13 protein-coding genes are annotated in these 11886 nt (G+C 69.7%); 5 read left to right on the forward strand and 8 right to left on the reverse strand.

Annotation, left to right across the window (positions count from 1 at the left end):
* Positions 1-6: 6 nt before the first annotated feature.
* The 5 genes from O3W51_RS17530 (at position 7) to O3W51_RS17550 (ending at position 4741) form a co-directional block, all read left to right on the forward strand.
* The gene (locus O3W51_RS17530; protein WP_269286641.1) at positions 7-144 is read left to right on the forward strand and encodes a hypothetical protein; all 138 of its coding nucleotides are present in this window, start codon (positions 7-9) and stop codon (positions 142-144) included.
* 883 nt (positions 145-1027) lie between these two features.
* Positions 1028-2068, forward strand: coding sequence for a dTDP-glucose 4,6-dehydratase (gene rfbB / locus O3W51_RS17535; RefSeq protein ID WP_269286644.1), 1041 nt, complete (start codon positions 1028-1030; stop codon positions 2066-2068).
* A 5-nt stretch (positions 2069-2073) separates the two neighbouring features.
* Positions 2074-3102: an ATP-grasp domain-containing protein gene (locus O3W51_RS17540; RefSeq protein ID WP_269286647.1), complete on the forward strand. Its 1029-nt coding sequence runs from the start codon at positions 2074-2076 to the stop codon at positions 3100-3102.
* Between the two features lie 17 nt (positions 3103-3119).
* The gene (locus O3W51_RS17545) at positions 3120-4283 is read left to right on the forward strand and encodes a DegT/DnrJ/EryC1/StrS family aminotransferase (RefSeq protein ID WP_269286650.1); all 1164 of its coding nucleotides are present in this window, start codon (positions 3120-3122) and stop codon (positions 4281-4283) included.
* Positions 4283-4741: a low molecular weight protein-tyrosine-phosphatase gene (locus O3W51_RS17550; protein ID WP_269286652.1), complete on the forward strand. Its 459-nt coding sequence runs from the start codon at positions 4283-4285 to the stop codon at positions 4739-4741. The genes O3W51_RS17545 and O3W51_RS17550 overlap by 1 nt, the downstream gene beginning before the upstream one ends.
* On the opposite strand, the gene O3W51_RS17555 is transcribed toward O3W51_RS17550, so the two are convergent.
* The 8 genes from O3W51_RS17555 to O3W51_RS17590 all read right to left on the reverse strand — a co-directional run bounded on the left by O3W51_RS17555 (position 4707) and on the right by O3W51_RS17590 (position 11755).
* On the reverse strand, positions 4707-5951 hold the full coding sequence (locus O3W51_RS17555) for a UDP-N-acetylglucosamine--N-acetylmuramyl-(pentapeptide) pyrophosphoryl-undecaprenol N-acetylglucosamine transferase (RefSeq protein ID WP_269286654.1): 1245 nt from the start codon (positions 5949-5951) through the stop codon (positions 4707-4709). The two genes, O3W51_RS17550 and O3W51_RS17555, sit on opposite strands and share 35 nt — an antisense overlap.
* Positions 5952-6309: 358 nt before the next feature.
* Positions 6310-6621 carry a hypothetical protein gene (locus tag O3W51_RS17560; RefSeq protein WP_269286656.1) on the reverse strand — a complete coding sequence of 104 codons (312 nt, stop codon included), beginning with the start codon at positions 6619-6621 and terminating at the stop codon, positions 6310-6312.
* Positions 6622-6630: 9 nt separating this feature from the next.
* Positions 6631-6789: a hypothetical protein gene (locus O3W51_RS17565; protein ID WP_269286658.1), complete on the reverse strand. Its 159-nt coding sequence runs from the start codon at positions 6787-6789 to the stop codon at positions 6631-6633.
* 431 nt (positions 6790-7220) lie between these two features.
* Complete coding sequence (locus O3W51_RS17570; protein WP_269286660.1) at positions 7221-7391, reverse strand: hypothetical protein; 171 nt, start codon at positions 7389-7391, stop codon at positions 7221-7223.
* Between the two features lie 250 nt (positions 7392-7641).
* A complete protein-coding gene (locus tag O3W51_RS17575; RefSeq protein ID WP_269286662.1) occupies positions 7642-7854 on the reverse strand; it encodes a hypothetical protein in 213 nt (70 codons plus the stop codon).
* 138 nt (positions 7855-7992) lie between these two features.
* Positions 7993-8952, reverse strand: a complete 960-nt coding sequence (locus O3W51_RS17580; RefSeq protein WP_269286664.1) for a replication-relaxation family protein — start codon at positions 8950-8952, stop codon at positions 7993-7995.
* A complete protein-coding gene (locus O3W51_RS17585) occupies positions 8952-11234 on the reverse strand; it encodes an ATP/GTP-binding protein (RefSeq protein WP_269286666.1) in 2283 nt (760 codons plus the stop codon). Before O3W51_RS17585 ends, O3W51_RS17580 begins: the two co-directional genes overlap by 1 nt.
* The gene (locus O3W51_RS17590; protein WP_269286668.1) at positions 11234-11755 is read right to left on the reverse strand and encodes a hypothetical protein; all 522 of its coding nucleotides are present in this window, start codon (positions 11753-11755) and stop codon (positions 11234-11236) included. Before O3W51_RS17590 ends, O3W51_RS17585 begins: the two co-directional genes overlap by 1 nt.
* Positions 11756-11886 lie beyond the last annotated feature (131 nt).

Here is an 11886-nt window from a genome sequence, read left to right on the forward strand (position 1 = left end):
TGACGCTTGAACACATCCAATCATCAGGGAAATGGTCGTCAGGACGTAGCAGCCCAGCTCGACGTTGCCGGCGGCCTTGGCCAGGCGCAGGGCCTGGATGAAGTGGCGTTGGGCCAGATCGTGATGCCCGGCATCCAGCGCTGACCAGCCGGCCACGCGGGAGAGCTCAGCAGTAACGGAGTACAGCTCCCGGCCGATGCCGTCGCTGAAGGTGCCGCTGAGCAGGGGCGCGGCGCGGCGCTGCAGGCAGTCGGTGACGGAGCTGGCGTGCCAGTTCCCGCCGCCGTAGCGGGAGTCCCAACTGCGGGCCTGATCGGCGGCCGTCCACAGCTCCTGCAGGTCGCGGCGTCCGACGCGGGGGCCGCCGCGCCGACCGGTGGCGGGGTCGGCGGGTTTGACGAGCCATCGGGTGACGGGGGTGGCGTAGGCGGAGACGGCGAAGGCCGAACCGAGGATGTCGCGACGGTGCACAGCGCTCCAGAAGTCGGCGGCGACGCGGAGAGCGTCGGCGGGGTCTCTCGCGAACTCCAGCCCCAGGGAGGATGCGGGTCGGGGCGAGGTGCCCATTCCGATCTCCGCCGGACTGACGGGCCGGCCGAGGCGCTCGCCCAGCGCGACCGCGATTAGCGACGGTATCGGCGGGTGCGGGGTCATGCCCTGGTGAACCCAGTTCGCGACACTCGTATGGGTGTATCCGCGGGCCAGTCCTTGCCGTTGGGCGAGCTGGTTGACCTGGTGCGCCAGGGCCTTGTGGCTCATCGCGCTGGAGGCGAGGAGTTGTTGCAGCTGAGTGTTGGGTTGCTCGGTCCGCCCATGCGTGGTCATCGCTGTGCTCCCTCGCTCGCCCCGGCCCCATCCTTCACCCGGTTGTCGAACTCTCGAGCGTAGTGACACCTGGGCACACAGTGAACCTGGTCAGCGCTCTGTGGGCCCCCCGTTTGTGCCTCCCCGCGTGCGCTTCTCCGCGGTCTGCTGATGGTGGGCCCGCCCTCGGCGGTGCCTATCGCTCCAGGTGAAGGACGGTCTGATGCCAGCACATCCGCACGAGGAGTTCCGACACAGAGTCCTGGTTACCGGCGGCGCGGGCTTCATCGGCTCGCACTTCGTCAAGCGCCTCCTGCGGGCCCCCGACGTGGCCGCGGTGACGGTGCTGGACGCCCTGACCTACGCCGGGCACCTGGAGAATCTGGGCGAGGCGCTGCTGCGGCCCGAACTGGTCTTCGTCGAGGGCAGCATCCTCGATGCTGAGCTGGTCGACCACCTGGTCCGGCAGCACACCGCCGTCGTGCATTTCGCAGCCGAATCGCACGTTGACCGCTCCTTCCTGCACGCCGGGCACTTCCTGACCACGAACGTGCTCGGCACCCACACCCTGCTCGATGCCGCCCGCCGCTTCGAGATCAGCAAGTTCGTTCACGTCTCCACCGACGAGGTCTACGGGCCCATCGCGTCCGGGGCCGCCGTGGAGGGCGACCCGCTGCGGCCGACCGTGCCCTACGCCGCGTCGAAGGCCGGCAGTGACCTGGTGGCCCTGTCGGCGTTCCACACCTACGGCGTCCCGGTGTGCGTGACCCGCTCGTCGAACAACTTCGGCCCCGGCCAACACCCGGAAAAGATCATCCCGCTGTTCGTCACCAACCTCCTCAAAGGAAAACAGCTCACCCTGCACGGCAGCGGCGAGCACGTGCGGAACTGGCTGCACGTTGAGGACAACTGCCAGGGCCTCGAACTCGTGCTCCGCCACGGTGTGCCTGGCGAGGTCTACAACCTCGGCGGCGGAACGGACCTGACGAACAACGAGCTGACCGCACTGATCCTGGGCGCCTGCGGCGCCGCCTGGGACCGCGTCGTGTACGTGCCGGACCGGCGGGCCAACGACCTCCGCTACGCGATGGACTGGACGAAAGCCGCCGACCGGCTCGGCTACCGACCCGAACGCACCCTGGCGGACTCTCTCGCCGAGACCGTGGCGTGGTACCGGGACAACCCCGACCGCTGGGCGCCCCTGCTCCGTAACCCCAGCGCCCCCATGACCCGTATCAGCCTGACCGCGGCGGCGGGGAGGTGAGCGGCATGGATCCTGCGGTCCACGTGGACGCACCGGGACGCCCGCGGCGCATCCTGGTCACCGGCGTCGGGGGAGCGCCCGGGTTCGACCTGGCCCGCCACCTGATGACGCTCGGCTGCCAGGTCATTGCCGTGGACGCCAGCCCCCTGGCCGCCGGCCTCCACCTCCCGCTCACCGCACGCCTCACCCCCTCGGCCGACGACCCCGCCTACGCCACGGCACTGCTGGACCTGTGCCGCGAGCTGCGCCCCGACGCGATCATCCCCACCGTCGAAGCGGAATTGCTGCAGCTCATCCGGTTGCGTGGCGCCTTGGAGGACCTGGGCGTCAGGACGTGGCTGCCTTCGCGGAACGTTGTGGATGCGTGCGCCGACAAAGCGCAGTTCGCCGCGGTGATGTGCGAGCACAGCCTGGCGACCCCGCGTAGCTTCCTGCCCCACCAGATCCGCGACATCCCTGACGGGCGCCCCCTGGTCGTCAAACCTCGACGCGGTCAGGGCGCGAAAGGTGTGCACTTCTGCTCGACCCGCCGACAGGCGCAAATCCTGTGCGAGCTGGTCGACGAACCCCTCGTCCAGGAGCACGTCACCGGTGCCGAGTTCACCGCGGACTGCCTCGTGGACCGTGCCGGCCGCGCCTCGGTGATCCTGCGCCACCGCCTCCTGGTCCGCAACGGCCTGGCCATGGTCGCCGCCACCTTCCACGACGAGGAGGCCACCGCCCTGGTGGAAGCAACCCTGGCAGCCGTCGGCATCACCGGATTGTGCTGCGCACAGGGCTTCATCCGCGACGACACCACCGGCGGGGCGCGCGTGGTGATGACGGAGGTCAACGCCAGAGTTGCGGGCGCCTTCCCCCTGAGCGTGGTGGCCGGCGCGGACCTTGTCGGCCAGACCCTCAACGGATTGTTCGACCTGCCCGTCGACCACTCGCGCCTCGGCTACCAGCCGGGGGTCCAGCTGACGAAGTACGTCGAAACGCTCACTACCAGCGAACGCGCCCCCGGCGCAGGCCCGTCACCCCTCCACCCGTGATCAGGAAGGCAACGCAGATGACAACAGCACCTTCGAGTACCGCTGCGGCCGCGAGGAGCAACGCGCGCCCGTTCCTACACGGGACGGAGTTCGCCGCAGCCGCCGACGCGATGCGAGAGGGTCAGTACGGGCACGGCGTACTGACCGAGCTATTCGAGCAGGACGTGGCGCGGTTCCTGGGCGTCCCGGACGTCGTGGCGGTCTCCTCGGGAACCATGGCCCTGCACATTGCCCTGCTGGCTGCCGGAATCGGCCCGGGCGACGAGGTGATCGTGCCGTCGCAAACCTTCGCCGCGACCATCCAAGCGATCGTCGCGTGCGGCGCGCACCCGCGGTTCATCGAGATCAACCCGGACACCCTGTGCATCGAGAGCCAGTCCGTGCTCGAAGCGATCACCTCTGACACCCGCGCAGTCATGCCCGTGCTCTTCGGCGGCCGGGCCGTCGATCTCAACGCCGTGCACGACGTCCTGGGTGAGCGCGACATCACCGTCATTGAGGACGCCGCCCACGCCTTCGGCTCCTACACGGCAACCGCCCGGGTCGGCGCCACCCGGACGGCGCTGACGTGCTTCTCCTTCGGCCCGATCAAGAACCTGACCTGCCTCGAAGGCGGCGCCCTCGTCCCGCGCACCGCCCACGAGGCAGACATCGCCCGGCAACTGCGGCTGCTGGGCATCAACCAGCCGCAGTCCGAGCGCATCAGCACCACGTCCTACACCGTCGGTGCCTTCGGCCTGCGCGGCACGATGTCCTCGATCCACGCGGCCGTCGGCAGCGCCCAACTCGACCAGTTCCCCCTCATCGAGGCCAAACGCAAGAATCTGTGGCGGGCGTACGCGGCCGGGCTGCGCCAGCTGGACGGTGTTGCCCTCGTTGACCTGGACGTCGACCGCACGGTGCCGTTCAACTGCGTGGTCCGCGTGCCACACCGCGATGACGTGCACCGGATCCTCCACCAGCAGGGCATCGGGGTCGGCGTCCACTACCCGCCCAATCATCTACAACCCGCGTTCTCCCCCTGGTACCGCAGCCTGCCCGTCACCGAGACCGTCGCAGGGGAGATGCTGAGCCTGCCGTTCCACCCGTACATGAGCATCATGGACGTCCAGCACGTGGTCGCAGCCCTCGGACGGGCCGTGACCAAGGTGCGCACCGATCCTGCTGCGGAGGCATCCTGATGACCGGCGGCCCTGAGTTTCCCGTCGCGGCCCCGGTCCCGCGGCGCATCCTGAAGGTGTGCCTGGGGAACTACTGCCGTTCGCCCCTGGCCGCGGCGGTCCTCGCCCAGCACGGGGGCTCTGCCGTGGAGGCTCGTTCGGCCGGCATCGTGGACAAGTGGGTCGGCGGGCCCGCCCACCCGGCCATGATTGACGCGGCCGCCGCACACGGATACGACCTCACCCGGCATCGCGCCGTCCAGGTCAGCCCCGCCCTGATGGCATGGGCCGACCTGATCCTGGCGATGGACCACTCGATCCTGGCCACCCTGCGCGACCTGGCCGACGACCATACTGCGGCCAAGCTGGCGCTGTACCTCGACGACCAGGACGTCGCAGACCCCTACGGGCAGGACGAGCAGGCGTTCGCTGTTTGTGTGGAGGTCATCGAGCGCGGTGCCTGGCGGCACCTCGCGTAGTTCCCCTGCCCGTGGCAGCGGCCAGCACCACATCGACCAGGCGCTCAGCCGCGTCGGGCCGGCCGGCCGCGCGGGCGCGTCCGGCCATGGCCGTGCGACGGTGAGAGTCCGCGATCAGGGGCTCGACCGCGGCTTGCAGGGTGTCCGGTGTCGCTTCGCCGAGCAGCGCGATAGCGGCGCCGGTCTCCTGCAGGTGGCGGGCGTTGTGCGCCTGCTCATTGCCTGCGGAGGTGGCCAGCGGGATGAACACGGCAGCTTTTCCGAGCGCGGTGAGTTCCGCGATCGTGCCCGCACCGCTGCGAGAGATCACCACATCGGCCAGCGCGAGCACATCGGGCAGCTCCGCCCCGACGTAGCCGGTCAGCAGATATCGGGCCGCCAGGTCCGCCGGCAGCGCCGCAGTGTGCTGTCGCAGCTCGGTGACGTTGTCGGGGCCGCACTGATGCACCACGTTCGCTCGCTGGAGCAGCCAGGGCAGGATGTCGCGGACCAGGGTGTTGATCTGCTGCGACCCTTGGGCGCCGCCGGTGACGTACACCGTCGGCAGACGGCGGACGAACCCGTGCAGGCCCAGAGCCTGAACGGCTTGGTCTGCCCGCCCGGTCAGAATCTCGGGCCGCACCGGGTTACCCGTGACGACAGCGGTGGCCCGGGCCGACTCGGGCAGCAGCTCCAGCGTGGAATCGGACGACACCGCCACGCAGGTCGCCCGACCGGCCAGCGACCGGTTGGCCAAGCCGAGCCGGACGGTCTGCTCGTGCACCACCAGCGGGCAGTGCGTCATCCTGGCGGCCAGGCCGACGGGGACGGCAACGTAACCGCCGGTGGCCAGCACCACGTCCGGCCGGAAGCCGGTCAGGACCCTGCGGGCCTGCAGCACACCGAGTGGCACCCGGCCCATGTCCTTGACGTTCGCCGGGGAGACCATCTTCAGCGGGTTGCTGCTGCGCCGGATCTTGCCCGTCGCGACCGACGCGAACCGGATGCCCTCAGCCGCGGCGACACGCTCTTCGAGACTGTCGGCCTTGCCGACCCACAAGACTTCCAACATCCGGCCGGCAGCAGCGAGCCTGCTCTGTAGTGCCCGGACCGCGGTGAGCGCGGGATAGGTGTGACCGCCCGTCCCACCACCGGTGACGATCAGGCGCAGATCCCGCGCGGGACCCACCGGAACACGGCTGAAGTCGGTGCTCACAAGGCGGCTACCCATCTGACCAGGCCGACAGAGACGGACAACGCGGACCATATCAGGCACCGCGCCCAGGGCCGGAGTTGGCTGGTCGCTGCTGCTCAGCCAGCGGCCCCTCAGCCCATTGGTCATGATCAACAGGGTGGGTGCACCGGGTACTCACCCTCCCACCCCGACGGTGCCGATTGTTGAATCTGCGCTATTCGCGCAGGAGCCCTGCCTGGGCCTCCATCACGGTAATGGTTGCGTCCGAGACAACCAGTCCGGCCGCGAGCAGGGCGCGCTGGCCGCAGCCGGGTTGCCGCCAGCGCGCGCAGATCCGCGGTTCGGCGGCTCAGCGCGGCGACTTGTGACATCGGGGGACGGAACGGGCGATACGTCAGGACCGCGCAGCGGGGAAGAACTTCGCAGCCAGCACCCGCAACATTTCGTACAGGACGGGGAACCCGCCTGAGGGACCGGCGCCGATGTCGAGCAGGATCTCAGCCATCCGTTCGGCGTCCTCACGCTGGACAGCAGCAAGGAAGTCCGCCGCGTGGCCGACGTGCACCGACATCGGCACTACCACCGCAGCGGGATCATCCGGCAGCACACGCTCCGCGATGGCCTCCAGCTCTTCCAGGGTCAGGGCCGCGTCCGGCTGCACTTTGCCGAAGAGGTTGCGTGCCCACGATGGTGCGTGCTCGATCACTTCCTCGGCCTACAGCGCCATCGGCAGGCCCACCCCACCCGTGCCGTAGCGGGCATAGACCATTCCGCCGATCTTGTGAGCGCCCTGGTGATCTTTGGCCGCCGTCTTCCGCAGCATCGCCACCGCGCAGACCCGTACGGCCTGCCGGTCACCGTCGGTCAGTTCCACCCGGCGCCCCGGGCACGCATCGTGCTGCCGGCGTCGATCGCAACCAGCCGTTGACCGGGCGCCGGAGCAACCCCGGCACTTTGCGGCACTGCGCTCATCGGAACTCGCCTCCCTGGGCGGACAAAACGATGGTGGCAGCGTCCGAGCCCGCCATCAGCTGAGAAGGTCGGCGCCCCATCGAGCACCGGGGCGCCATCCGGTGCACCCACCGTCGTCCCGGTTTCAAGCAGGATAAAACGGTCTACACAGTGATGCGGATGCGCCTCGCCCACCTCCCCCCTTGAGCGGGGCGCACCCACCGGCATGCCGGGTCTGGGACCCTGCGGGATCCTGGCGAGGGTGTGTGGTGCACGCAGGCCCGGCGGGGGTGGCAGGTGCCCGGTGACTCCGCCCGGCCGCCCCCGCCACGGTCCCGGCACATCCAGTGGAGCTCAGCCCGTGGGGGAGCCGGCGAGCACCCAGCGACGGACGGCTAGGACTCGCGGCAGCGCGATCACCCGATAGTGCGAACCCGTCGGATGATCCACCGTGAACACCCGGTCGGCGATCAGCCGGTCCAGCGTGTAGGCCGAGATCCCCAGCACGACGCGGCGGCCGCACACGACACCGTCAGACCCTCGAACGGATCCTCGCTGTCCCGGTCGAGCACCCGCAGGTCTTTTGGCCCCATTCCCGCATCCCCCTCTGACCAGCCCTGTTCCCTCCCTCATTCCTATCTCACGCCACCGACACATCGGCAGGCATTATCGCGCGGCCCATAGAGACGACGGAGTGATGGGCGGAGGTGAGGTTTCCGGGCGTCGCCGAAAGCCGGGCAGCCACCACACTGTGGCCTCGCCGGCGAAACGGCCGTCAGGTAATCCGGTCGGGAGGAGGTTCCTGTTGGCGCCTGCGTTGTTCCTCGATGAGGTCGAGTTCGGCCTTCAGCGCGATAATCGTGCCCGCCGAGGCCGCCTCCTTCGCGAGAGCGGTGATGAACGCGTTCAGCGCCGCCCCCGCCCCGATCACGGGCACTTGCCGATGCCACTCCCGTACGGCGCGCGTCAGCTCGCTCTCGTCGCTCATGATGATTTCAACGCTCGGCAGATAGCCGAGGTCACAGTCGGGTCGGTGCCCCGCGCCAGGACCGCAGCCAGCGACCCGCCGCTCGACCCAGCTCAGAGTGAGCGGCGGGCCCGACCTCACAGAGGCCAGCCCTAGCGGTCAGTCGGCTTCTGCTACGCGTGTGTACAGCAGGGCGTTGGTGGGGGTGGCGTCGTCCCCGAAAACAGGGGTGATGATCGGTTCCCACGGGCCGGCGTTCTGCAGTTGGTGCAGGGTGGTGATGCCTGCGGGGAGCCGGGCGGCGGCACGACGCAACCGTGTATCGGCTGCCGCGAGCGCGCGCAGATCGGCAGTCCGGCGGTTCAAGGTGGCGGTGGGGGCGCCGGTGAGGACGAACAGCACGCGTGGGAAGGCGGGGTAGCGATCCTGCCAGGCCGCTCCGCTGCCCGCTGAGGTGGCGCCGGTACGGGATCGTCCGGTGATGGGGACGGGGTGGTAGCTCTGGTAGCGGGCGTACGCGCGCAACTTGTCGACGAGACGGTCCGGGGTCATGGTGGCGCGGTCGATCTCCAGGAAGTAGTTGCAGATCGTGCGGGTGCTGTGGTGCCGGTGAATGTAGGACAGGACGGCGTCGGGGATCAGGAAGGCTTCGTCGCCGGTGCGGCTGTCCCCATCGCGCAGTCGGTGGGCGAGCTCTGGCTCCCAGTCCAGTGGTCCGCATTCGTGCCCGGCCCTGCGCGCGGCCTCGACGAACGCCAGGCCGGTGGCGTTGATGGCCAGGGTGTGTTCCTGCAGCTGGGAGGTGGCGCTCTGCTCTGTCATCCGGTAGGCGCGAGGGCGTACCTCGCCGGCAGCCTCCACGAGGTCCGCTCCCGCGCTGGTGCAGTACCAGGCGAGTTCGCCCTGCCCTCCGCGGCGGCGCACGGTCGCGCCCGCGAGCTGCAGATTGCGCAGCAGGTTCAGTTGGCGGCGCAGGTACACCGGGTACGTGGTGTGCGGCTGCAGCAGCTGTTGGAGCTGGCTGGTGGTCATCAGCCGGTGCTGGTACAGCACCGGCAGCAGCTGTTCGGCGAGCAGCGGCAGGCCGTGGGTGCGGAGCATTCCGGCGGGATAGGCCATTACAGATTCTCTTCTTCTCGGTCGTCGCCGGCGTCTGCGGCGCCGGTGTCGTGGGACAGGTCATGGCGCATGACGTCGTGCTGGCCGGTCGGTGCTGCCACTGGGGCGGGCGGGTGGGCGGCGAGGTAGTCGCCGATCCGTTCGTCGAGGGAGGCCAGGTCGGCGAGGATCTTCGCGACGGGGCGCCGGCCCAGGGAGATGTCGATGGCGGCGTCCAGGTCGGGCAGGGCGTTCGGGTCGTAGTAGTGGGCCAGCACCTGGTCGACGGGAACGCCTCTCACCTTGAACGGGGTGGTGCGTTTGCCGTGGAGCATGACGCTGACGATGTATTCGTATTTATCCAGGCCGGCGAGGGTCTGCGGTGTGATGCCGGGCATCCGGTTCGCGACGTAACGGGCCTCGTCGATGTCGGACGCGGTCGACGACAGGACGGACTGGTTCTGGAATGCCGCTTGCCGGGTGGTCTCCGACAGGCGCATCGCCATCTGCGTCATCGCCATGAGCCGCACCTCGTACTTGCGCAGCTGTTCGAAGATCTTGGCGATGAAGCCGCGGCCGGCGGCGTCAACGGCAGCGACCTCATCCATCCAGGCAAAGAACGTGCGGCGCTGCTCAACGGGGGTGTCCTGGCGGGACGTGCCGGCCAGGAACAGATCGAAGATCAGCAGGCTGGTGATGAGCGAATCGCCCGCGCCGGTTCCGGACGGTGCGATGAGCACGATGCTCCCGTTGTCCATGGCGTGCCGCACGTTGTACGTGGACAAGGAGCCGCCCAGGAGCGTTTTGAGGCTGAGGGAGGTGTCCAGGACATCCAGGGCGTTGGTCACCGTTGGTACCGCGGTGGCGGCGTATTTCGGGAAGCTGGTCCGCCAGAACCGCCTGATGTCGTCCGGCATGCGCTCGAGAACGCCCGCCCGCCATTCATCGTCTGTCAGCAGGGATTTGATCTGAAAGACGGTGGGCTGCAGTTCCGGACAGCCCTCAGCGACCAGCTGGTACGCCAAGTGGGCCAGCACCAGCACAGCGTTGCTCAAAATGGCTCGTGCCTGCGGAGCGTTTCCTCCCCAGCCCTGCGCGGAGGCGATGCCGCCGACGATGGCGCCGACGACATCCTGAATGACCTCGATCGGGCGGCCGCGCATGTCCAGGGGGTTCCAGCACCCGAAGGGGCTGTCCATGGTGGGCTTGGCCAGGTCGATCAGCTGGACGCGGTCGCGCACCGCCGGGTGCGTCAGATAGGGCCGGGCACGCGCCAGCGCCTCCCCGTGCGGGTCCAGGAACCAGCACCCGTACCCGCCGTAGGCGAGGGTGATCATCTGGACCAGGGCCTGCTCCGTCTTGCCGAACCCGGATTTGCCCAGACCCAGGCCGAACAGCACATCAGCGACGTGCGCGGCAGCCAGATACTCCCGGCCTCCGGCACCGGTCACCCAGCCCAGCGGGACCATGCCGGGTTGTCCGGTCCATTCGGGCAGCCCGGCCGGGGCGGGCGGCACGACGCCGCCGCACCGGGCGACGTTGGTGGCCGCGCAGTGCTTCGTGGGCGGTTTCAGCAGGCCGGCGATCTCCGCGGTGGTGACCCACTGCCGCTTGGCGGGGGCGAACTCACCGGTAGCCGCCCGCCGGTCGAAGGAGCGGCGGCGCCACCACACGTTGCTGTACGGACGCCAGGCGGTGCGGCGGGGGCCGACCGGGCGCCACCGGTTCTCGCCGGAGAACATCGCCATCGCGCCGAGCAGCTGGTGCAGCAGCGCGCGGGCCCGCACCGGATGCGTGGCAGTGACCCGAACCAGGACCTGCACGGCGAAGACCGGCTCGCCCAGCGTGAACTTGCCGACCCCGTCGGCGAGGTCGACCTGCCGGGGCACCTTCGCCGGACGAGGCCGGCTGCCGGGGGAGGAGCTGATCCCCATGCCATCGGCCAAGACGGTGCGCACACTGTCCACCCACGCGCCACCTCCACCGCCGGGGCCGAGGCGCTCGCCGAACGCGGACGGCCCGCGCCGGGCCGCGCGGGCGATCAGCGACCGGCGACGGCGGTCCACCTGACCGTCCGGTACCGGCACCAGGTCCACCATCACATCGGCCTGTTCGCCGTCCTGGCTGCGTACGGTGGCCATGGCCGCGGCGAGGCGTTGCAGCGGGTCGGGGTCGGAGCCCAGGCGGGCCAGCGGCCGGTGATCGGGCCGGGCCAGCACCAGCTCGGCCCGCGCCACGTACAGCCGCCGCCCGTCCCGCACGCCGCCCGAAGTCGTCGGCTTCTTCTTCAGGTTCACACTCATCAGGTAGTCCCTCGGGTGGGTTGCGTGGGCGCGGGCGCTGGTGCCGGCCGAGGGGGTGCCCCTTCGAAGCGGATCCTTGGTACTTTCGGGCGGCCGCTGCCGAGGTGGGCGGGAACTACTTCGACGTCGGTATATCCGGGCATCCGCAGCAAGCTCGCCGCGCGCGCCGGACCCTCCAGCAGGGTGCGCATCTTGCTGTCGGTGTAGGTGGTCCGCAGCCGGGTGGCCACCGCGCGCCGGGGCATCGGCCCGCAGGCGGCGCGGACCGAGGCGATCTGTCCGGCCGACCAGCGCAACTCGGACGGGCCGGCCTCGAAGGTGGCTGCGGGCACCAGCTCGAAGGCGACCCGATCCCGGAGAGCGGCCGCCGCCCGCTGACGCCACCATCCCGCTGCGGCAGCCCAAACGGCCCCGGCCAGGAGCACACCACCGGCGACCCACCAGCGGTGGGCGCCCAACGACGCCACTATCTGCTGTGGGACGTGCTCGATGCCGTGCAAGACGGTCCGCGGGTCCTTCACTGCGACCACCGTTGCCGCTGGCAACTGATGTGACGGATCATGTTCAGCCTCCTGATCTGCGGGGTGGGCCAACCCACCTCGTCTACCTGCGGGAAGTACGCGGGCAGGCCCGGATGTGACACGGGAGCGCG

The sequence above is a fragment of the Streptomyces sp. H39-C1 genome (genome assembly GCF_027158125.1).
GTDB classification, from domain to species: domain Bacteria; phylum Actinomycetota; class Actinomycetes; order Streptomycetales; family Streptomycetaceae; genus Actinacidiphila; species Actinacidiphila fildesensis.

Coding starts and splice junctions, on each gene's coding strand:
- O3W51_RS17575 (WP_269286662.1), bottom strand. CDS start 7,854: ATGAGCGACGAGAGCGAGCTGACGCGCGCCGTACGGGAGTGGCATCGG.
- rfbB (WP_269286644.1), top strand. CDS start 1,028: ATGCCAGCACATCCGCACGAGGAGTTCCGACACAGAGTCCTGGTTACC.
- O3W51_RS17550 (WP_269286652.1), top strand. CDS start 4,283: ATGACCGGCGGCCCTGAGTTTCCCGTCGCGGCCCCGGTCCCGCGGCGC.
- O3W51_RS17545 (WP_269286650.1), top strand. CDS start 3,120: ATGACAACAGCACCTTCGAGTACCGCTGCGGCCGCGAGGAGCAACGCG.
- O3W51_RS17555 (WP_269286654.1), bottom strand. CDS start 5,951: ATGGGTAGCCGCCTTGTGAGCACCGACTTCAGCCGTGTTCCGGTGGGT.
- O3W51_RS17580 (WP_269286664.1), bottom strand. CDS start 8,952: ATGGCCTATCCCGCCGGAATGCTCCGCACCCACGGCCTGCCGCTGCTC.
- O3W51_RS17540 (WP_269286647.1), top strand. CDS start 2,074: ATGGATCCTGCGGTCCACGTGGACGCACCGGGACGCCCGCGGCGCATC.
- O3W51_RS17585 (WP_269286666.1), bottom strand. CDS start 11,234: ATGAGTGTGAACCTGAAGAAGAAGCCGACGACTTCGGGCGGCGTGCGG.